Origin of the sequence: Corynebacterium durum (assembly GCF_030408675.1) — a bacterium.
Lineage (GTDB): Bacteria > Actinomycetota > Actinomycetes > Mycobacteriales > Mycobacteriaceae > Corynebacterium > Corynebacterium durum.
The window spans coordinates 2272265-2291545 of sequence record NZ_CP047200.1 but is presented as its reverse complement, the minus strand read 5'-3'; the positions used below and the strand labels follow the sequence as shown (position 1 = coordinate 2291545).

Here is a 19281-nt window from a genome sequence, read left to right as displayed (position 1 = left end):
ATAATCATTTTTCCGAGTTTTTTCCTGAGTTGCCGAGCGGGAGGAGATGGCTGTGCATTCAAGACTAGGCTTGCTGGGGTTGGCCGCAGGAGCGCTCGTCGTCATCGTGCTCATCAGCGTGGTCACTATCGCCCTCCGCATCTCAGCCTCGCACAACACCAGTCCAGGAATCGCCGCATCCACGGCGGTCCTATCCACCCGCCCTGCCCCCAGCACCCCGCCGCAACCGGGAACCAATGGAACCGGACAATCGGCACGAACCCGCGCCACTGAGGCGTCGACACGCGCCCCCAGCTCCGTGCCCAACACCGCCTTGCTTGTCGACGGCGTGCGAGCGCCGGCAGGTGCCGACTACACCAAGGCGTACGTCAACGGCCCCACCAGCGCCGAATTTGGGCGGAACGTGCTGGAAAAATACGGACCCATCGCCCGCGGGCAGGGCGAAAGCACTGTCGAACTGGACGTTCACAGCCCCGTCACCGGCAAAAACTATCGCATGACCTGTACCAATGGTGGGAAAATCGTCTCCTGCACGGGAGGCAACAACGCGCAGGTATTCCTCACTAGGTAGCGCAGGTGAGTAGCATTGGTGAGCATGGCGGAACGAAACGCACCCATCGGCATCTTCGACTCCGGCGTCGGCGGGCTCACCGTCGCTCGGGCCATTGTCGACCAGCTGCCTGACGAATCCATCATCTACATCGGCGACACCGCCAACGGCCCCTACGGCCCCCAACCCATCAGCCGCGTGCGCGAACACGCCACCCGCATCGCCGACGAACTTGTCGCCCGCGGCTGCAAAATGCTCGTCATCGCCTGCAACACCGCCTCCGCAGCCTTCCTCCGAGATGCCCGCGAGCGTTACGACATCCCCGTGGTTGAAGTCATCCTTCCCGCTGTCCGGCGCGCCGTGGCCACCACCCGTAACGGGAAAATCGGCGTGATAGGAACCCAAGGAACCGTCAACTCCGGTGCCTACCAAGACCTCTTCGCAGCGTCCCCCCACGTCACCGCCTACGCGCAAGCCTGCCCACGATTTGTGGACTTTGTGGAACGCGGCATCACCTCCGGGCGGCAAATCCTAGGAATCGCCCAAGCCTATGTGGAGCCCCTGCAAGCCGCAGGTGTGGACACGCTGGTACTCGGTTGCACCCACTACCCGCTGCTCTCCGGCGTTATCCAGCTCGCCATGGGTGAGCACGTGACACTCGTCTCCAGCGCCGAAGAAACCGCCAAAGACGTTGTGCGCATTCTTAGTGAGAATGACATGCTGGCGGAGCGTGATGGTGACGGGGCCGAACCAGTGGTGCGGAGCTTCGAGTCTACTGGGGATCCAGCTTTGTTTGCCCAGCTAGCCGACCGATTCCTCGGCCCTCATGTGACACAAGTCAGCCAATTGGGAACTGTGTAATATTCCTTGCAAGAAGCCGTCTGAGAAGGGCAAAAAGTTCCCCAAACCATATGCGGCATGGCACAGTAGCCCTTATGAAGTTGACGATCCTCGGATGCACCGGAAGCCTTGGCGGTCCCGACGGACCCGCCTCAGGCTACCTCCTCACGGTGGACCGCATGCCCGCGCTCCTCATGGACATCGGACCCGGCGTACTGGCAAAAATGCAGACAGTGCACCAGCCGGAGGATGCCCACGTTGCCTTCAGCCACCTTCACCCTGACCACTGCCTCGACTTCCCCTCACTCATGGTCTGGCGGCGATTCAGCCCCTCAGCCACCACCGACCGCCGGCACATGTGCCTCGGGCCGCGTGACACCCCAGTGCGCTTGGGTCGACTCTCCGCCGACACGCCCGACGGCATCGACGACATGTCTGACACCTTCGCATTCAATGCCTGGACTGATGGTGTGAGCGAAATGGTCGACCGACTCACCATCACCCCCTATGCCACCGTCCATCCCATCGAATCATACGCGCTCCGCGTCGAAGAATCTGGGGCCAACGGCGGTGTGATTGCTTATTCCGGCGACTCAGGCTGGACTGACAACCTCATCGACTGCGCCCGCGGTGCCGACATCTTCATCTGCGAAGCCACCTGGGGCGCAACCAGCGAAGGAAAAACACCCGACATGCACCTCTCCGGTGCCGAGGCTGGGCGCATCGCCCGCGAAGCAGGCGTGGGCAGATTGGTTTTGGTCCACATTCCGCCGTGGGGCGATCCCTTGGGGGCTTTAAAGGCCGCCCGCTCCGAGTTTTCCGGCGAGGTGATTGTAGGGACGAGCGGAATGGAGTTTGAGGTGTAGGTTGGCAGAGCGCTGAGGAATTACCCCCGCGCGGAAACCCGCAGCCGGTGGTGGGCGTCGAAAAGCTTGAGGTAGGCGAGGTAGAGCACGGCGAAGCAAGCAGCGGTGGTGGCGGCAGCAATGACAAACATAATGACTATCTGGTAGCGCACGGCCGTATCGGGGGAGGAGCCGCCGAGGATCTGGCCGGTCATCATGCCGGGGAGGCTGACCACGCCCATCACCGCCATGCTGTTGAGCGTGGGGATCAGCGCGGTGCGTAATGCGCTGGTGAAGGCGCTGTGGCTGGCCTCCCAACGCGTGGCACCCATGGCCAGGAGTGCGTCTATGCGTTCGCGACTGTGGTGGAGTTCCGAGGTGTAGCGGTCCACAGCCAGGGAGACGCCGGTCAGGCCGTTACCCAGAACCATGCCCAACATGGGAATGAAGTACTGCGGGTCATACCACGGGCGCACGTCCACAATAATGTGCAGCGCCAGGGCGGTGAGGAGGAAAGAACTGCACATGATGGCAAGGAAACAGTCGAGAAGCAGGCGCGGGTAGGGGTATTCGGGGCGCTTGCTGGCGGCCTGTGAGGCGAGGAACGCCATTATCACCCCAATCGCCAGCACCACCACCGGATTGTGCAGGGAAAACACCCATCTTAGGATCAAGCCGACCAGCAGCAGCTGTGCCGTCATGCGCAGGCCGGAGATGAGGATGTCTCGACCCAGGCCCAGGCGAAGCCGCCATGATAGCCCCAAGGTGAGCAGCATCAACCCCGCCGCCATGGCGAGATGCAGGGTACTAATCTGTTGAGCCACTGCCGCCTCCCAATGAATACTGATCCGTGGCGATGCGCTTCTTCGCCTCATCATCATGCCCAACCCACAGCAACGCCCGCTCACCCGATGTGGACCACGCCACCACATAATCTTCCGTGAGTCTCGCCAACTGGTGGTCCAGAGCCGCCGTCACCTCATCCAACAACAACACCTGCGGATCCAGCTGCAACGCCCGCGCCAGCGCCACCGACTGCTGCTGACCACCCGATAGCGTATCGACGTCCTGACGCAACAACGCCGCGTCCCTCCCCAACGCCTCCAACAATTCCGCCGCCCTGCCTTCATCCCACGCTCGGTGCTGATGCACCCCAAACCCAAACGGCTGTGCCATCGCATCCGAAACCGTGCCCGGCGCGAAACTCGGGCGCTGCGGTACATACATCACGCGAGAACGATACCGGGGCACACCCCACTCGGCAGGAGTTTTGCCGTGGAGCCGACACTCACCATCGCTGGGATCCAAACCCACGACGGCGCGGAGGAGAAGGGACTTACCGGAACCGGAGGGGCCGTCGATAAGCAGGCGGGAACCAGGGGAAACAGTGAAGTTAACGTCCCTCCACACGGGAACCATGCAGGTGAGGTGCGAAACAGTCAACACTCCACTGATAGTAGGCTAAAACGCATGACTTCATTCAAACGAGCCGACGGCCGCGCCCAAGACGAGATGCGACCCATCCGCATCACCCGAGGATTCACCAACAACCCCGCAGGCAGCGTGCTTGTGGAATTCGGCAACACCCGCGTCATGTGCACCGCCAGCGTGGAAGAACGCATCCCGCGCTTCAAATACGGCTCCGGGGAAGGCTGGCTCACCGCCGAATACTCCATGCTGCCCGCCGCCACCCACGAACGCATGCCCCGCGAATCCATGAAAGGCAAAGTCAAAGGCCGCACCCACGAAATCTCGCGATTGGTTGGCAGGTCCCTCCGGGCGGCTATTGACCTGCGGGAACTCGGGGAAAACACCATTGCCATCGACTGCGACGTCCTGCAAGCCGACGGCGGCACCCGCACCGCCTCCATCACTGGCGCGTACGTCGCCCTCGCCGACGCCATCGCCGAACTGAAACGACGCGGCGTGGTCACCGGAAACCCCCTGCTCCCGCCCGTTGCAGCCGTCTCCGTTGGGCTCATCGACGGCCACGTCTGCCTTGACCTGCCCTACGAAGAAGACTCCCGCGCCGATGTGGACATGAACGTCATCATGACCGAATCCGGGGAATTCGTGGAAATCCAAGGCACCGGCGAACACTCCACCTTCACCCGCGAACAACTGAACCAGCTTCTCGACGCCGCGGAAAAAGGCTGCCGCGAAATCATTGCCGCGCAGAAAGCGGCGTTGGAGGGGGAGCTTGGTGGCTCGGGTGGTGTTGCGGGGGATGGTGTTGCGGGTGGTGGCGCATGAAAATCCATGTAGCCTCCCGCAACCCCAAAAAACTCCAGGAACTCGCGCGTGTGTTGGATGCCGCAGGGATCGACGGGGTGGAACTCGTTTCCACAGCTGACGTTGCACCCTACGAAGAACCCGTGGAAAACGGCCGCTCCTTCACCGACAACGCCCTGATCAAAGCACGCGCCGGGGCAGCTGCAACCGGGCTTGTCACGCTGGCAGACGATTCCGGGCTGACCGTTGATGAACTCGGCGGCATGCCTGGAGTACTTTCCGCGCGCTGGTCAGGCCAGCATGGTGACGACGCCGCAAACAACGCACTGCTGCTCGCACAAATGGCGGATGTGCCCAACGACCGTCGAGCAGCCGCCTTTGTGTCCGTGTGCGCGCTGGTCACCCCGGACGGTGCGGAATATGTCTCCGAAGGTGTGTGGCCCGGGCTTTTGCTGAGGAGTGTTGTTGGGGAAGGTGGTTTTGGGTACGACCCGATCTTTGCTCCCCTGGACGAGGCGGCGGGCGGGCGCAGCTCCGCCGAACTAGCGCCCGAAGAAAAAGATGCGCTCTCACACCGCGGCAAAGCACTCGCGGGGCTTGTTCCTGTGTTTAGGGAGTTGGCGGCGGGGTAGGGGGCTTGTGTATGGGGGGCTCGGCAATTTTACCGGCAAAAATATATAGCGTTCGGTAAAATTACCCTCATGGGATCATGGTGGCGCAGCGGCAAAGTAGCAACGTTATTGCTTATTGTGTTGCTGGCAATGCTGGCGGGCCGCTACCTTGGTGGTCCGGGGCTTGGGGGAAACAATGTTTTTGATTCCATAGGAATATTTGGTGACAAAAACACAAGAGCCATGAAGAGCTGGTTGAAAGAGCAGGGGAGTGTGGAGAAAGCCTCTGTGAGCAGTGATAAAGGTTACCGATATAGTCTTGAAGCCAAGGCGACCATGAAGAAAGATGCCAGCCCTGACGATGTATGTGCCCTGCTGGAGGGAGCTGCGGCGAAGGCGAGGACTGGCCTAGAAAACCCCCTGCGATACGGAGACGACTTCACTATCGACCTCACGTGGGATTACCAGAGCGGAACTTCCATGGAATTTGATAATATGCTCTCCGCGACGTTAAACAACCTCCAGGAAGAGGAACTTGTTAAAAAGCATTGTGCACTCGTGGATATCGGAGCAGAAGAAGTTGGCCCTGAGATTCGTGACATAAAGGTGTCTGATCACGGTATCTGGGTGCAGAGAGACACCGTAAATGAGGTGCCCGCTAGTCTCAGTTCCAGGTCGCTGCAAGGAATCAACACTGATGATACTTATTACCACGACTATTATAATGTTCATCAGTGGTATGTGATTAGTGAAACCGCATTAGCGTCGGAAGAATCTGGGGATGGCAGTGACCTAGTGAAGCGGATTACTCAAACCCCACAGCAAGAGCAAAAATTTGTAGCATCCCTTGAAATTAATACTCTGAAAAAACCTACTGGTGGCGATAAACCGCACGTGAAAGTTCGGCTCGGGACGGACGCCGACCACAAAAAACTCACGGTGGCATCAGCAGCGCCAGTACTTGCAGAAATCATGGGCGATACTAGGTTTTCCTACGTTCAGCTATGCAATTGGGAAGAGACAGATACGGGCGTTGGTTGCGTTGAATACCAGATGGCGGACGGCGTTGTTGATGCCACAAGCGGTGCACCCCACCCGCTTGCGCAAAAGATTTACGACACCGCCGCCGCACTCAAACTGCCGGCTGATTAAAGCTAGCCGCACTATTTTGGCGGGCTGCGGTGGTTATGGTCTATGAAACTGCAACGCTGGGCGGGTGTGAGCCGCATTGTCATAGACCACAACGCCCCGTGTGCAAAGTTTGCTTACGTACAAGCCGGAAAAACGGGGTTTTTCGTGCCTGAACATAAGCACATTTCACACACCCCCTCCGTGCCGGGCACCGCACCCCCACTGCGATGTAAAGTTTGTATACCTTCAAGCTCGAAAACCAGCGATTTCGAGCCAGAAGATATACGCACTTTACATTCCTCAAAAGGCTAGCGGCATTGCTGTTTCAGCCAGGCTGCTGCTTCCTCGGCGGGCTTGTCGGTGGTGACGTCGGGGTTGATGGGCTCCTCAGCGAATTCCTCGCCGGTGCGGGCGACATCCTTCGCCATGGTGATGACGAGTGACGCGCCGTCAGGCATCTCGATAGGCACGTTTGCACTGGTGAAACCAGCGGTTGGTTGGCCGAATGTTCGTGCGTTGCTGAGGCCCCTAAAACTCAGCACCGTCGCCTCGGCCGAGCTGGCAGTGTCTTTGTTGGTCAAGATGGCCACGGGCTTATCGGTGAACTTGCCTTTCGACGCCGCCGTGGTGTTTGTGCCCCCTCCTGTGACAGAGGAACCGTCAATCTTCACGTCTGTCGTGGTGTAGCGGTTCTTGAATTGCATCACGGTACCGTCGGGAAGCAGCGAACTCACGCCTGCGAGCATGGGGCCCATGTCGCCGCCGTCATTGCCCCGGAGATCAATAATTGCGCCGCAGGATTTCGGCATGTTGTCTACCAGACCTTTTGCTGCGGTGTCAGCGTATTCCTGGCCGACAGGACCGCCCGCCAAGCTGGGAAGCTTGGCGGTCACAATGCCATCAGCGGCGGTAACCTTGGGCAATTCAGTGTTGTCCTTCGTGCCGCTAATGTTGTCTTCGGGCGGCCTGAAAGAGGAATGCTTACCACCTGCGACACGCGCGACGTCGTTAAGGACCGAATATGTGTCCTTGACGGTCTTGGCATCTTTCACCTTGACCTCAGCGTCTTTGCGTGCCTGCGCAAACTCGGGTTTATCGGCATATATGCCATAAACCTCGATGAGATCAAGCGCATATGTTGCGTATTGCTGTGGATTGTTGGGATCCTTGGGCTTTTCGGGCTCCTTGGGTATTGTCTGCTGAGAAGAAAGATCAGCGGGGATGCTTTGGGCGTTGTTCAGCGGCGCGGCACTTGCGGCGGGAACCGCGATGCACAGTGCGGCAGCAGTAGCGGCGGTGCTGATGGAAACGAGGGTCTTGTTCATGGTGAACTCCTAACTGAAAAGAGGTCTCCGGGTTGGCACTCCAGTGCTTCGCATAGTGCCGCCAACGTGGAAAAACGGACAGCTTTAGCGCGATTGTTTTTAAGGACTGAAAGGTTGACGGCAGTCACGCCCACTTTTTGGGCGAGTGCTGAGAGCGTGATCCCACGTTCCTCAAGAAGCTTGTCAAGGTGGCAGTAGACTTTACTCATCTAACCCACGCCCTCCTCGTTTTCTTTCACGGCGACACCATAGACGCACTACAGGCACCACGCTGAATAGTAATAACTATTATAGTGAAGGCTGAGTTGAAAAATAGGCTGCAATATAGCGGTATTGAGAAGTGCGGTCTGTGTTATGCCAGTGTGCTTACGCGTCCTTTTGTGCGGATACGGTCTAGTTGCCGCCACAAAATAGCAACAAAGCTGTACTGAATATAATTGAGCTAGAGCACTCTTTGTATGACTCTTTGTGTGCTTTCCATACTGTGGGTATAGCCTGTGGGCATAACGGTCTCTTTTCTGCCTTATGGTTGAGCTCGGTATTAGTGCGATATGGCTTGTACGCTGCGCATATGTTCTGTACGTTCCCCGGTAGTTGCACCCCACATGGTGGCGATGGTTGAGAATATGCTGGCATTTTCGGTCAGTATGGTCATAAGCGTGATTCCGTCCGCTAGGACGAACATGAGCAGTGCTGTACTTTCTTTTTTATGGTTTTGCGGTGTGTCCACGATAGTTCCTTGTTCATCTTGCGGTTGAGGTAGATGGTTGCTTTGTGCTTCATGCGTTAAATCAACCCCTCCTGGTCCTCCTGCATCTGTATGCCACGTTTGACTATGATTGTCATGATGATGAGGGTGATCAAGAAGAAATAGCTGACAGTGAACATGTAGTTGGGGAAGGTAAACTGGTGGGACCATTCCCGATTGAGGTGGTGCTGGTGTGATATAACGTCTGCGCCTAAAAGTTGAAGCCCGTATCCAAGAAACGTTGCTGCAACTGCAATGCACGATCGGCGAAAGAGGCAGAGAACTTTTAGGCTAAAAAATTCGTTCCGCAGTGCGCGTCGTCCGATCTGGATGAGAAAGATGGCTCCAGCAATGAGGGCAATGGATCTGATAACGAACCCGCCCGAGAGGAGGCTAAAGCCTAAGGGGCTGGTGCCGCGAAAGTGGATTCGCCCGTTGGGGGCGACATCGTGTCCGAGGGCGACAGCGACAGGGTGATTAATTCCCTTGTAGATGAGGCTGGTTGCTAGGTCGTAGAGGACGCATCCAATCACAAACCCGAAGGCGATGATCAGCGCCGCAAGGTCCCTGCGCTCCTTTCTTATGTTGTCGAGGCTACTCATTGCGACTCCTTACTCTGTTGGGGATGGGGGAGCGTAACGTCGATGCATCGATAGACGATAGGCTATATCGACTAACGATATGTTGCAAGTAAGAAGCATAAAAAAATCCGCCGTGATCGGCGGGTTTTGCAAAAAGGTTTCCCTTAGCTATGCAGGTCAGAGGTTAAAAGCCGCTGTGACTTCCTTGCGGCGCTTAGCTTCGATCACAAAAGATAAGAAGGGGATAGTACCCGCAAGTGCGGTAGTGATCCACTTAACCGGTTCCCAACGCGCTTTCACACCTAGATTCAACGTGGTGATCAGGTACACCATGTAAAACAGGCCGTGCAGCTGCCCAATAATGCGCGTCCACGTGGGCATATCGATCCCCACGATGTACTCCAGCACCATGCGCGTGCACAAAATCAAAAGCCACACGCCCGTCACCCACGCGGCAATGGAGAAAAACCTCAACGCCTGCGCAACTCGGCGGGCGCGGTCAGGGTTGACAGAAGGAGTGGTCATTGTTGATCCTCATCATGGTCGGAATTAGTCTGCGCACTGTCGTTGCGCCTACGTTTGCGGGTGGGGGCATTCAGCCGGTTAAAGGTATCGACGTCCATCGACGGACGCTCCGGCAGAAAATCCTCCGTGATTTCCGTAACGACGCCGCGACTCCGCGCCGTCTCCTGTTCACGCTCCACGGGGGATATTCCAGTCTGTTTAACCTCGTCCTCATACTCGTTGAACTTGCGGTACGCGTACACAAAAAACGCCCCGAACAGCGGCCACTGCAATGCGTATCCAAGATTCTGAAACGTGCCGCTGCCTGAGCGGAACCGTGTCCACTGCCACCATGCCAATGCGAACGTGGCCAGCACGGCGATAGTCAAAAAAATCACCGGCACTATACGACGCCGCTTGCGTCGAGGTGCACTCTGCTTTGGTCCGCTCACAATACAACAGAATATCAGCCCACTATGCAGCGCCGGCGCGTGAGCGCTAACGGTAGTTGCACGGCGTCGATAAGCTGTGAACAGGTGTTACCTTCCAGAGAGAGGACATATCGCGTTCCGCTCCATCTAAGAACGCCTGACTGGCAAGGAAATTTGGATCCTGAGGCCAGCAGAATGGGGGAGTATCAAGTTTGTATACCGTCAGGCACAAAAATCGGCGTTTTCGGGCTTGAGCGTATACAAACTTTGCTTGTGCGCTGGGATTCGGTGCGAACTGGGCCCTTGAACAGCGTTAGTGCAAAGGTTTGCATGAAGATAAGTCCATCGCTGGGTACGAAATTCGATGATTTCGAGCCTGGCGGTGGACCGATTTGACAGGCTTGGGTAGGGGCGGAGCAGGGGTGCGAAATTTGCTTATGTCCAAGCTGCACATCGGCCCGTTTTGCGACCTGGCGATAGGCAAACTTTTATGCAAACTTTGTCGGGTGATTCTTGCCCAGCCTGCTCCCCATCTTCTTGAACTCCGCCCCATCAACGCCCGGCGGAGGAAGTTCACGAAGATGCTTCTTCAACCGATTGGATTCTGTGGTTAAGGTGGCAAATGTCATGCCGCCGGAAATGATGCCGCCCAGTACAGGAACAGCTTTGGAAATACCTTTCCCCACGGTGTCTTTGGTGATCTTGATGCCAACAACCCTAAGCACCTTTTTCATCGGGCCGTACCACGCGGTTTTGGTAAGCGCTGCGTTTGTGACTTGCTTCTGAACCGCTTTGGTGGCACCTGTCGTAAAAGCTTTGATGCTGGTTGATGCGCTGGAAACCCCCATCATGACACCGAGTAGTGTGACCATTTTTGCGAAAGTCTCATCATCAATCTCGTCAACGTCGTCGATCAGATTTTGCCACCCGTAGGTGTACGCAATTTTCTGCATGATGCGGAATGCGTGAATAAAGTAGTGCAACAAATCCGCATCGAGTTTTTGCATATTTCTGATGGTATACCATGCTCTGTCGGGTGCAAATTTTAAGCATCATAAACGCTTGCAAAAGTGAATTAAATCACATGAAGAAGATTTTAAGAATTTCGGGTTGGGGCATTTTGGTGCTCCTGCCATGGCGTACCGATTCCAACGGCTCTACTCAATTAGATGCGACATCCCAGCACCGGCCAGGAACCATAATTTTTCTTCGCGGACATCATTATCTGGCACTAATCTGCATTCAGCGATCCTGAGGTGGCTTGACCATCAGCATGTAACAGCGCACTGATTGCCTGCGCTTCATATGTTGGATGCGGGGCATCAAAATTATAAAATCACCATCTCGAAACATTTCGCCCCACAGGTGCTTGAAGCTTGTTGACTAGTATGCCGCCCATTTATCTACCCCGAAGGGGCTACTTCAGGCTGAGCGTAACCATTGTGAATAGTCGGACCGGTATGAGCGATTTTACATAGGCCGGCTTGCCCTCTTAGTAGTCTCGATCGTTTGCTGGATGTTTTGAAATCACTGGCCAAGACATCGAGATAATTCACGCCACACGCCCATTGGCTAAGTCAGGCATGTTCGGAGTGGTTCAGCCTTGCAAGCGCATCCACGACTTGCTGCAGTTCTGTAGATACAATGCGCCAGACTATATGCATATCAATTTCGCCGTACCCATGGGAGATGGCGTTGCGCATTCCGATGAGGCGATGCCAATCGTCGCTGTGGTGTGCTTGGTAGAAGTCTGGAAACTGCTGACGAATTTTGGAGAGATTTTCACCCATTTCCTGTAGCCGCATGCATATTGCATCCTGCATGATTAGGGATCGTTGAAACTCATCTTCAGTTTCGGGTGTGTACTGTAGAACTCGCTTTCCTGCTTCAACTGCCATTTCAATGTATGGCACTGGTGATTTCATAGTGGTAGCTCAATAAGTTCTGGCTCAATGTAAGGACGGAAAGGTTCCTTGATTGATGTAAGAATGTCAAAGCTTCTGCCGGTGGCCGCTTCGAGTGCTTCCTGAAGTAAGAATAGTTGACCATAGTCAACAGGGCCATCTGGTTTTACGAGTAGGTCAATATCGCTAGCGGGTGTCAGTTCGCCACGTGCTGCGCTTCCAAAAAGTTGGGCTCGAACGATCCCGAAATCTCGCAGAATTGACAAGACTGTTTGCTCATAGGGAAGGGTGTAGTCCGGCTTTGCTGATGTTATGCCGCTCATAAGTACTCAGTCTAACAGAGCAGGTTCCAACTGGTGAGGAGGTATGAAGACCTACATGTGACACACAACAAACAAGTCTATTCCGCTTGAGTTGACGCAATAGTCTACAACCATGACCCTAGTGCTCAACGTCGGCGAGTACCATCTTGAATACCACATCCAACCAGGCAATGGTCCTGCGGCGTTATTCCTGAATGGTGGGCACACGAGTGCACTATCGCCGGCGTGCGATCAGTGGGTTTATAGAGCATGACTGGACAGTCATCATGGTATTGCGACCAGGGTATGGTCGAACATGCAGTGCGTTAGTAGGGCACAACGGGGATTCTGAGGCAGCTCTGTGCCGACTGCTGGATGAACTAACTGCTGAATGGCCTAAAAATAGCCTCGGCGACAGTCGTTGTAATCTCCGCTGGTGGTCGCGCAGCCACGAGATTTGTAGAACTCTATCCCGAGCGCGTCAATACATTGTTGCTGGTCAGCTTAGTCAGCTTAGCTTCATGGCCCAGTATGCCAACGCATATTGCAGTGCACATTCTATTCAATCCACTGGTCAAACAAGCCACAAGGCCACTAACACGAGGGCTACTGCGCCGCTACCCAGAAGCAAGCTTGACGCAGCTGATCGCACTCCTCACTACATTGCCAGCTAAAAAGTCATGCAGGGAATATCAGAAGACTAGAGGCAGAAGTATGTGCATTTCTTTACTGCTCTACGATCACAACAAGGCTTCATCAAAGAACTTCACCGAGAAACACGAACACGCAATCCGCAGGCTATTACTTGCCCGACCCTAATAATCCATAGCCGCTTCGACGGCTCGGTTCCGCTGGACCCTGCAATGCATAATACTCGCGACATACTCGCAGCTGAACTGCTCATCATCGATGCGGAAACTCACCAGGGGGCTCAGTGATACATGGCATACGGCACTAATCCATAAGAACATTAGTTAGATATTCGCCGTATTGCTAGCGCTTACTAAATTAAAAAAGGAAGTGCGGTAGTGATTGTACTGATAATAAACGCTATAATCGGTAGTTTGCGATCATCATCCTTGTTGAGCGACAGGATGCTAAACACGAGCCCTAGCACGCCCATCCCATTAGCAGCAAAACCTATGACCCCAAAGGTGATACCGAGAGTCGCATATATGTCACTTTCGTTTTCTTCTTCAGTGTCTTTCATGGACGCCACCCTAACATCAAAAAGAGGTAGCACGTCGCTGGGAATAGCTGTTTTCTTCTAACAGCCAGCATTCCCAGAACTACCCCACCCCCACAACGCTCCCTTTCCGCCCGTCCACCATGATTTTCTCGCCATCCTTAATCCGCAAGGTCGCATCACCCGTCCCAAGAACAGCCGGAATCCCGTATTCCCGAGCAACAATCGCGGCGTGCGAGAGCGGGCCGCCGATGTCGGCGACCACGGCAGACGCGACGTCGAAAAGCGGTGTCCACGTGGGGTCGGTGAAGGGACAGACCAGAATATCTCCGGGCTGCAGGCGTCCAAAATCGGCGGGCGTGCGGATAATCCGAGCGGTACCCACCACCTGACCAGGACTCCCGGGAACACCGGTGATCGCATCAGCATCGCTGGTGGACTCGCCGCGATCCCACCACACCGCCTCCGCCGTGCCGCGCTGCCGCCGACGACGCTCAACCACCTCACCACGCGACACCCCATCGCGCAAAGCGTCGGTGACCTCGTGAAAATACAGGTAGCGAATATCATCGGCAGTCTCCAGGACGCCGCGATCAACCAACCGCCGGGCAAGCTCGCGCATGGCGGTCCGGGCGAGCACCAGCACCTCTTCAATCACATACAGCGTGCCTTCGCGACCAACATGCAGCGCCCGCAACTTTTCCACGGTCGTGCGCCAGCTGCCATGCAGCAACCTGGGCAGATGCTTCTCGACGGTCGCCACTGCCGAGCCAGTCACCGCCGAACCCGAAGCCTGTTGGCCCCGCAGCGACACCGCAATGAGTTCGTACAAACTCTGTGGGGTCTCCCGCCATGAGGTATGCGAAAACGGCACATACATGCAGGCCGTCCGCGCGCCGTGACGCTGCAAGAACGCGTCCACCTCAGCCAGGAACCGCGCGCTGTCCGGCGCAGACTGCAGCGCCTGCTCGATCTGCTCCGGCGGGGTTTTAGTGAACACATCCGCCAAGCCAGACTCTTGCGCGGTGGCGGTCAAATCCCGAATCCCAGCCAACACGTTTGCGGTGACGTAATCCAGATCCTCGTACAAGTCCTCCGTGCTCACGTGATCCGATTGCCGAGCCAGCCGAATCAACGCCTTAGCCTTGGACCGCAACACCGTCATCGGTGCCAGGTAATAGAGGAAACGATCAGACATCAGCCGCGCTGCCTGGGCCAGAATCTGCTCCAGCAACACCACCACCTCGGTATCAGACGCATCCCCGCAGGCAGCGGCGCGATGCGCAAGCCGAGCCAGATCCTCCTGCACTTCTTTTTCCTCCACAGGCCAGCGGGTCGGATCGTGGCGCATGCCCTTGACAAAAGTCCGAGGCAACCGCGACACCACAGCCACATCAGGCCGCGGTGCCTGTGCATGAATACGAATCACGCCGTCATCATCGCCGACAATAATCTCGTGGGCTGACGGCGCGTTCAGGCCAATCATCCGCATAGAATCCTGTATCGACTCCTGCAACGCATGTACCGCTACCAGATCCAGCGGATACGGCGCCGGATAATGCTCCATCAGGTCATCCCGAAGCGTGCGCTCAACCCGACTCCGCGCAGGTGAATGCCCCTCCACGCTCGTCGCGTCCGTGCTCGCCACCGTGGTGATTGGCCGGGCCTGCAGCAGGTAGAGCTCGCCGTCAGCGAAGGCCCATTCAATATCCTGCGGGGCGTCGTAATGCTCCTCGACCAGGTGGCCCAATGCCACCAGCTGTTGGATCGCCTGTTCATCAAGGCAGGGGAGTGCCTGGTCTTCTAGTGGTACTGGCGTGGTTACGGTCGCGGCCCCATCGGCCATATCGATCCGGGTTTCCTTGCTGCCGATGGTGCGTGAGGCAACCGTGACCGGCTCCCGCGTCACCGTAAACGTATCTGGCGTGACCAACGCCGCGACCACGCTCTCACCAAGCCCGTAGGCGGCGCTGATCATCATGTCGGTGTTATCGGCCATGGGGTTGCGGGTAAACAGCACGCCGGAGACGTCGGAACTAATCATTGTTTGCACCACCACCGCCAGCGCCAGCCCCTCGCTGGGCACGCCGTGTTTGCGCCGGTAGGACACCGCCCGTTCGTTCCATAGCGACGCCCAGCAGCTGCACACCGCATCCCACAACGCGTCCACCCCGGTTATGCCCAGGTAGGAGTCCTGTTGCCCGGCAAAGCTGGCCTCGGCAAGGTCTTCCGCAGTTGCCGACGACCGCACCGCCACCCGCGCCCCATCACCCAGCGCCGCATACGCCTGCTCAACCTCCACCCGCAGGTCTGCCGGTATGGTGACGCTTCTGACCAGCTGTTGCGCCTGTTCAATGTCCTGCTTATCGACGGCCGCGATCAACTCAGCCTGGATACTCTCGGTTGCGGTTGTATAAGCGCTGGTATCAATAATGAACCCCGGCGGCACGGGAAACCCCGCTGCGGCACATTCCCCGAGATTAGCGCCCTTGCCGCCCACGAGCGCGAGGTGGTCACTGCCGACGTCTTTAAACCAACGAATCATCTACTTCTGCTCCCTCATCCCTTGAAATACCTATTGTAGTGCAGAAGGATTCAGATGGGATGGGGGTTTTGGGATGGGGTGTAGCTCGAATAAGGCTTGAAAAAGGAAATCATGGCGTCCGATGTATAGCTTGCTAAAACCTGCTCATCCATGTGGTTGCCGTGCTGGGGCCACCGGCCCTGTAGCGTCCAAAACATAGCATATTGGCCTACCTGGTCGGGCCTGGATGTAGAGCGAATCTGCACCTCAAAAAGTTGTCGACCTGTCGTGTCGACAAACTGAAGATGCCCCCCAGGGGGTGGGCCATATTTGCCTAGGACAAAAGGCCGAAAGTGATACCCGCCGACATCGTTGAAGGAAAAATTGCGCGTCCGCCCAAGTTTATTTCGAAACGTAAATCCCGTAGAGTTCACCTCCACGTACCGTAGCGTGAGGCCGGTTATGATGAATGTAACGACAATGGTTACTAAAGTCGGAACTGCTAAAAATATAGCAAGACTTATGAGTCCAAAGAAATTTTCATTCTGAATGATGTGGGATGCCATTTCGAATGACGTTGACCCTATAAAAGCGGCCATCATAACGACGCCGGATTCAAAAATTATTTGGTCTACTAGAAATGATCGCGAACGGCGTATTCCTTGTGAAACTTCTCGATTATCACGCACCATCAGGTAGATTATGTGAGAAATGAAACCAATAACAATAATGCCAGGTACGGACGCGAAAACTATGGTGAGCAGTGTCTTGTCCATGGCCTCTTCCTTGTCGGGGTCGGTTTGCTTGGATTGTCGGTTAGATGTTTAATAATCACCTTCTTATTGTGTTCTGCCGGAAGCTTTAATCGCGGCTTTCTTGATAGCCCGCAGTGTCAGTTGTCAGCGTGGAAGCCAAAATTGTCTCATGTAGTTAATGTGCGAATATAATTTTGTGCCGCCGATACTAGCACGTCCAACGACTATACGGCTATCGCTATAGCTGACTTTTTGGCAATCATCACTGCTGCCCCAGTCGGCCTAATCTTTGGGAAGTGCCCGTTCGCACCATTGTTGCCACTCTCGAAAGCTGCTTTGCTTCGATAGGTCAAGAAATTCCCCTGTACTCCACTCCAGCAGCCGCATCCCGCATTCATGAACAAGGTAGGCAAACACCTCTTTCGGCTCTTTGTCACCCCTGACGTGAAGTCCCATGGTTATGAGCGGTTCGCGCTTTCCCAAGCCGAACTCGACTATCCATGCATCTGTTTGCATAATCAGCCACGTTGGGTCGTTAGTGTCGAGCTGCGCGTCACATGCCGTGGCGATCAAGGAAAGTTCAGTCACTATCTGTTGGCGCTGCAGCGGGAGAAGATCGTCTTCGGTGAGGTCATCAATTGATGTCACCGGTCTTTTTGTCCGGAAAGCACTGAGATCCCAGCTCATAGACTGCCTCCTTACTTAAGTGCGGTGTGCATGATAATGCGTGTTTAAGTAAGGGAATCGTGGTGCGCCTGGGGAGACTTGAACTCCCACGCCCTAAGGCACTGGAACCTAAATCCAGCGCGTCTGCCAATTCCGCCACAGGCGCTTCAGGGGGTTATCTTACAGTGGCTTGCGGATTCGTCAAAGTACCAGCCCGCGCTCGGCTCACGCACACAACCGCACACGGCCCGGGTTCAGTTCACTCACGCAACCGCGCACGGCCCACACCCAGCTCACGCTCACAACTACACCCGACTCACTGCCCACAACCTCACAAGCCCGCTACGCCGACACCCAAGACACAGACCTTCCTTCTGAATAAAATCACCCCACTGCGCTAACCCTTATACCCACCCCCAACTCACCCGCATCTTATCTGCCAACCGTAGCCACGGCGGCGTCGAAAAGCTTCTACCTGCATGAATCCTAACGCGTATGAGAATTTGCCAAAAAGTATCGCAAAAAGTTAGCGTTGCGTTACCCCTATCGCGGCGCGTCGGAAAAATATTACATGTGCTGAGCGTAGGATTAGCAGATATCGCAACCTGCTAAGTGTCCTGGTGAGTATCCATTGGAGGTAGATGATGATCACTCGTAAGAGTGTGTTTCAGCTGTTCATGGCCTTTTCTTTGGCATGTGGTGGTCTGGGCGCTGTCTCCGTGTTGAATGCTCCCGAGGCGGCGGCGGCGAACACGTGTGGCACAAGTTACCGCATGGTGAAGGATGGTCGTGTGCCAGTGAAGGACGCGTCGGGGGAGCGTTTCGCAACGATTGAGGTGTATTTTTCATCGAAGGATAACCAGAATTGTGCGATTTTGGTTAAAGAGGGCCGTCACTGGGGCTTGGAAGAGAATGTGAATGTCAGTATTGCGTTCGCTGGGGATCAGGATCGTCAGCACGGCCAGGACACCGATAGCGGCCGGATGAAGGAATATTCGCGTGCCGTGTACACGGCTAAGGGCGTTGCCGCTGGTGATAAGCTGATTAAGGTCTCGGCGACTGTGGGGAATGCGAGCGCGTCGGCTGAGGGTTGGGATGGCTCGGGAAATGCGCCGCGCATCACCAACCCGAAGTAACTAGTACACCCCGTCCTGCCTGTTGATCGCGTTGATGGCGTCAACAATGGTGGCGCCGGGGTTTTCTTGTCGGTAGCGTTTGACGCGTTTCGCATCGGGGATGGGGGCACCCTTGGGGAGTTTCTTGGTGTCGCCAAACATGCTGCCACTGCACCAGACCAATAATATTCCCGGCAGGCACAGAAAGAGTGCCAGTGCGGAATGCCCCATAAAAAACGCGATGAGCGCCCCTATAACAAGCGCCCAGGAGAGAAAAGCGGACGCATAACCGATCCATGCTCGCTTCTTCATAGGCCCATTGTGACATGCTTCCCCAGGGCTATGCTTGTATGCTGGATAAAAATAAGCTGAGACTGAGGATACTGTAGTGCTACTTCTGTCATTGTTTTTCTTCGCTATTGCGGGTGTGAGTGGTATAGGAGCGCTATATTGCTTCAGCAAGGCGCGTCAGGTTGATGACGAGCAGCAGCCAGCACGTAATTTGTTTGCCGAGGTCCCGGATGCCGCTGATTTCGGACCGGATCGCTTGGGTCCGGGGGCCGTCGTTACGTATGGGGCGACGGATTACCTGGTGCGCGGCACGCTGGTGGTGACCCAGGGGCAGTTCACCTGGTACGAACACCTGCTGGACGGCGGTGACGGTAGCAGCTTCCTGGCCGTGGAAATCGACGACGGCGAGCTTGAGCTGGTGTGGTGGACCTCGCGGAAGGCGACGGGTCTCACCCCGCAGAGCGTTCTGGAGTTTGAGGGCGTTCACTACGTGGAGCAGGAGCGCGGTCACGCGCGCTATGTGTCGCACGGAACAACCGGGTTGCCGCCGGAGGGCGAGCTTGCCTACATCGATTACGCCGACGCGTCCGAGCAGCTCCGCCTGGGGTTTGAGGGCTGGTCCAATGACGATTCCTGGGAGGTGTCTACGGGGCGGGTGATTCTCCCTGGCGAGCTGATCATTTACCCCGCGCCTCCAGCGCCTGATTACTCGGTTTAATATGCTTTTCGACGCCCCGACA

At 56.1% G+C, this 19281-nt stretch carries 24 protein-coding genes and 1 tRNA gene; 8 read left to right on the top strand and 17 right to left on the bottom strand.

Going from position 1 to position 19281, the window contains the following annotated elements:
* Positions 1 to 52 precede the first annotated feature (52 nt).
* The 3 genes from CDUR_RS10595 (at position 53) to CDUR_RS10585 (ending at position 2256) form a co-directional block, all read left to right on the top strand.
* A complete protein-coding gene (locus CDUR_RS10595; protein ID WP_179418187.1) occupies positions 53 to 571 on the top strand; it encodes a hypothetical protein in 519 nt (172 codons plus the stop codon).
* A 24-nt stretch (positions 572 to 595) separates the two neighbouring features.
* Positions 596 to 1411, top strand: coding sequence for a glutamate racemase (murI, locus tag CDUR_RS10590; RefSeq protein WP_006063017.1), 816 nt, complete (start codon positions 596 to 598; stop codon positions 1409 to 1411).
* 74 nt (positions 1412 to 1485) lie between these two features.
* Entirely contained in the window at positions 1486 to 2256 is a 771-nt protein-coding gene (locus CDUR_RS10585) for an MBL fold metallo-hydrolase (protein ID WP_179418186.1), read from the top strand.
* A gap of 20 nt (positions 2257 to 2276) precedes the next feature.
* Here CDUR_RS10585 and CDUR_RS10580 read toward each other — a convergent pair whose 3' ends face one another.
* Positions 2277 to 3059 (bottom strand): ABC transporter permease, encoded by a 783-nt coding sequence (locus CDUR_RS10580; RefSeq protein WP_290207544.1) that lies wholly within the window; start codon positions 3057 to 3059, stop codon positions 2277 to 2279.
* Positions 3043 to 3678 carry an ABC transporter ATP-binding protein gene (locus tag CDUR_RS10575; RefSeq protein ID WP_233453063.1) on the bottom strand — a complete coding sequence of 212 codons (636 nt, stop codon included), beginning with the start codon at positions 3676 to 3678 and terminating at the stop codon, positions 3043 to 3045. Before CDUR_RS10575 ends, CDUR_RS10580 begins: the two co-directional genes overlap by 17 nt.
* A gap of 27 nt (positions 3679 to 3705) precedes the next feature.
* Here CDUR_RS10575 and rph point away from each other — a divergent pair, with 27 nt between their 5' ends.
* From rph to CDUR_RS10560, 3 genes are all read left to right on the top strand, one after another.
* Positions 3706 to 4488 (top strand): ribonuclease PH, encoded by a 783-nt coding sequence (gene rph, locus CDUR_RS10570; RefSeq protein ID WP_179418184.1) that lies wholly within the window; start codon positions 3706 to 3708, stop codon positions 4486 to 4488.
* Positions 4485 to 5099 carry a non-canonical purine NTP pyrophosphatase gene (locus CDUR_RS10565; RefSeq protein ID WP_179418183.1) on the top strand — a complete coding sequence of 205 codons (615 nt, stop codon included), beginning with the start codon at positions 4485 to 4487 and terminating at the stop codon, positions 5097 to 5099. The genes rph and CDUR_RS10565 overlap by 4 nt, the downstream gene beginning before the upstream one ends.
* A gap of 69 nt (positions 5100 to 5168) precedes the next feature.
* Entirely contained in the window at positions 5169 to 6230 is a 1062-nt protein-coding gene (locus CDUR_RS10560; RefSeq protein ID WP_179418182.1) for a hypothetical protein, read from the top strand.
* A 287-nt stretch (positions 6231 to 6517) separates the two neighbouring features.
* On the opposite strand, the gene CDUR_RS10555 is transcribed toward CDUR_RS10560, so the two are convergent.
* The 14 genes from CDUR_RS10555 to CDUR_RS10490 form a co-directional block, all read right to left on the bottom strand.
* The gene (locus CDUR_RS10555; protein WP_179418181.1) at positions 6518 to 7534 is read right to left on the bottom strand and encodes a S41 family peptidase; all 1017 of its coding nucleotides are present in this window, start codon (positions 7532 to 7534) and stop codon (positions 6518 to 6520) included.
* Positions 7531 to 7743 carry a helix-turn-helix domain-containing protein gene (locus CDUR_RS10550; RefSeq protein ID WP_081598648.1) on the bottom strand — a complete coding sequence of 71 codons (213 nt, stop codon included), beginning with the start codon at positions 7741 to 7743 and terminating at the stop codon, positions 7531 to 7533. The genes CDUR_RS10555 and CDUR_RS10550 overlap by 4 nt, the downstream gene beginning before the upstream one ends.
* A gap of 332 nt (positions 7744 to 8075) precedes the next feature.
* Entirely contained in the window at positions 8076 to 8264 is a 189-nt protein-coding gene (locus tag CDUR_RS10545) for a hypothetical protein (RefSeq protein WP_040359572.1), read from the bottom strand.
* A gap of 56 nt (positions 8265 to 8320) precedes the next feature.
* The gene (locus CDUR_RS10540; protein WP_179418180.1) at positions 8321 to 8884 is read right to left on the bottom strand and encodes a hypothetical protein; all 564 of its coding nucleotides are present in this window, start codon (positions 8882 to 8884) and stop codon (positions 8321 to 8323) included.
* A gap of 156 nt (positions 8885 to 9040) precedes the next feature.
* Positions 9041 to 9388: a DUF3817 domain-containing protein gene (locus CDUR_RS10535; protein WP_179418179.1), complete on the bottom strand. Its 348-nt coding sequence runs from the start codon at positions 9386 to 9388 to the stop codon at positions 9041 to 9043.
* Positions 9385 to 9774 carry a hypothetical protein gene (locus CDUR_RS10530; protein WP_375379425.1) on the bottom strand — a complete coding sequence of 130 codons (390 nt, stop codon included), beginning with the start codon at positions 9772 to 9774 and terminating at the stop codon, positions 9385 to 9387. Before CDUR_RS10530 ends, CDUR_RS10535 begins: the two co-directional genes overlap by 4 nt.
* Positions 9775 to 10286: 512 nt before the next feature.
* Positions 10287 to 10805 carry a hypothetical protein gene (locus CDUR_RS10525; RefSeq protein WP_179418178.1) on the bottom strand — a complete coding sequence of 173 codons (519 nt, stop codon included), beginning with the start codon at positions 10803 to 10805 and terminating at the stop codon, positions 10287 to 10289.
* A gap of 570 nt (positions 10806 to 11375) precedes the next feature.
* Complete coding sequence (locus CDUR_RS10520; RefSeq protein WP_179418177.1) at positions 11376 to 11723, bottom strand: HepT-like ribonuclease domain-containing protein; 348 nt, start codon at positions 11721 to 11723, stop codon at positions 11376 to 11378.
* Complete coding sequence (locus CDUR_RS10515) at positions 11720 to 12025, bottom strand: nucleotidyltransferase family protein (protein ID WP_179418176.1); 306 nt, start codon at positions 12023 to 12025, stop codon at positions 11720 to 11722. The genes CDUR_RS10520 and CDUR_RS10515 overlap by 4 nt, the downstream gene beginning before the upstream one ends.
* A gap of 982 nt (positions 12026 to 13007) precedes the next feature.
* The gene (locus CDUR_RS10510; RefSeq protein WP_179418175.1) at positions 13008 to 13214 is read right to left on the bottom strand and encodes a hypothetical protein; all 207 of its coding nucleotides are present in this window, start codon (positions 13212 to 13214) and stop codon (positions 13008 to 13010) included.
* A 79-nt stretch (positions 13215 to 13293) separates the two neighbouring features.
* Positions 13294 to 15735, bottom strand: a complete 2442-nt coding sequence (locus tag CDUR_RS10505; RefSeq protein ID WP_179418174.1) for a PEP/pyruvate-binding domain-containing protein — start codon at positions 15733 to 15735, stop codon at positions 13294 to 13296.
* A 50-nt stretch (positions 15736 to 15785) separates the two neighbouring features.
* Positions 15786 to 16490, bottom strand: coding sequence for a DUF6560 family protein (locus tag CDUR_RS10500; protein ID WP_179418173.1), 705 nt, complete (start codon positions 16488 to 16490; stop codon positions 15786 to 15788).
* A gap of 261 nt (positions 16491 to 16751) precedes the next feature.
* Positions 16752 to 17156, bottom strand: coding sequence for a hypothetical protein (locus CDUR_RS10495; RefSeq protein ID WP_179418172.1), 405 nt, complete (start codon positions 17154 to 17156; stop codon positions 16752 to 16754).
* A gap of 60 nt (positions 17157 to 17216) precedes the next feature.
* Positions 17217 to 17301: transfer RNA gene (locus CDUR_RS10490), tRNA-Leu, on the bottom strand.
* A 475-nt stretch (positions 17302 to 17776) separates the two neighbouring features.
* On the opposite strand from CDUR_RS10490, the gene CDUR_RS10485 reads away from it, so the two are divergent.
* Entirely contained in the window at positions 17777 to 18271 is a 495-nt protein-coding gene (locus CDUR_RS10485; RefSeq protein ID WP_179418171.1) for a hypothetical protein, read from the top strand.
* Here the strand turns inward: CDUR_RS10485 and CDUR_RS10480 are convergent, their stop codons facing one another.
* Positions 18272 to 18562 (bottom strand): hypothetical protein, encoded by a 291-nt coding sequence (locus tag CDUR_RS10480; RefSeq protein WP_179418170.1) that lies wholly within the window; start codon positions 18560 to 18562, stop codon positions 18272 to 18274.
* Between the two features lie 76 nt (positions 18563 to 18638).
* Here CDUR_RS10480 and CDUR_RS10475 point away from each other — a divergent pair, with 76 nt between their 5' ends.
* Positions 18639 to 19259: a DUF4178 domain-containing protein gene (locus tag CDUR_RS10475; RefSeq protein ID WP_179418169.1), complete on the top strand. Its 621-nt coding sequence runs from the start codon at positions 18639 to 18641 to the stop codon at positions 19257 to 19259.
* Positions 19260 to 19281: the final 22 nt, after the last annotated feature.

Bases quoted from the DNA above. Each gene is read 5' to 3' on its own strand.
- murI (WP_006063017.1), top strand. From the start codon at position 596: ATGGCGGAACGAAACGCACCCATCGGCATCTTCGACTCCGGCGTCGGC.
- CDUR_RS10585 (WP_179418186.1), top strand. From the start codon at position 1,486: ATGAAGTTGACGATCCTCGGATGCACCGGAAGCCTTGGCGGTCCCGAC.
- rph (WP_179418184.1), top strand. From the start codon at position 3,706: ATGACTTCATTCAAACGAGCCGACGGCCGCGCCCAAGACGAGATGCGA.
- CDUR_RS10565 (WP_179418183.1), top strand. From the start codon at position 4,485: ATGAAAATCCATGTAGCCTCCCGCAACCCCAAAAAACTCCAGGAACTC.
- CDUR_RS10560 (WP_179418182.1), top strand. From the start codon at position 5,169: ATGGGATCATGGTGGCGCAGCGGCAAAGTAGCAACGTTATTGCTTATT.
- CDUR_RS10555 (WP_179418181.1), bottom strand. From the start codon at position 7,534: ATGAACAAGACCCTCGTTTCCATCAGCACCGCCGCTACTGCTGCCGCA.
- CDUR_RS10550 (WP_081598648.1), bottom strand. From the start codon at position 7,743: ATGAGTAAAGTCTACTGCCACCTTGACAAGCTTCTTGAGGAACGTGGG.
- CDUR_RS10540 (WP_179418180.1), bottom strand. From the start codon at position 8,884: ATGAGTAGCCTCGACAACATAAGAAAGGAGCGCAGGGACCTTGCGGCG.
- CDUR_RS10535 (WP_179418179.1), bottom strand. From the start codon at position 9,388: ATGACCACTCCTTCTGTCAACCCTGACCGCGCCCGCCGAGTTGCGCAG.
- CDUR_RS10525 (WP_179418178.1), bottom strand. From the start codon at position 10,805: ATGCAAAAACTCGATGCGGATTTGTTGCACTACTTTATTCACGCATTC.
- CDUR_RS10520 (WP_179418177.1), bottom strand. From the start codon at position 11,723: ATGAAATCACCAGTGCCATACATTGAAATGGCAGTTGAAGCAGGAAAG.
- CDUR_RS10515 (WP_179418176.1), bottom strand. From the start codon at position 12,025: ATGAGCGGCATAACATCAGCAAAGCCGGACTACACCCTTCCCTATGAG.
- CDUR_RS10510 (WP_179418175.1), bottom strand. From the start codon at position 13,214: ATGAAAGACACTGAAGAAGAAAACGAAAGTGACATATATGCGACTCTC.
- CDUR_RS10505 (WP_179418174.1), bottom strand. From the start codon at position 15,735: ATGATTCGTTGGTTTAAAGACGTCGGCAGTGACCACCTCGCGCTCGTG.
- CDUR_RS10500 (WP_179418173.1), bottom strand. From the start codon at position 16,490: ATGGACAAGACACTGCTCACCATAGTTTTCGCGTCCGTACCTGGCATT.
- CDUR_RS10495 (WP_179418172.1), bottom strand. From the start codon at position 17,156: ATGAGCTGGGATCTCAGTGCTTTCCGGACAAAAAGACCGGTGACATCA.
- CDUR_RS10485 (WP_179418171.1), top strand. From the start codon at position 17,777: ATGATGATCACTCGTAAGAGTGTGTTTCAGCTGTTCATGGCCTTTTCT.
- CDUR_RS10480 (WP_179418170.1), bottom strand. From the start codon at position 18,562: ATGAAGAAGCGAGCATGGATCGGTTATGCGTCCGCTTTTCTCTCCTGG.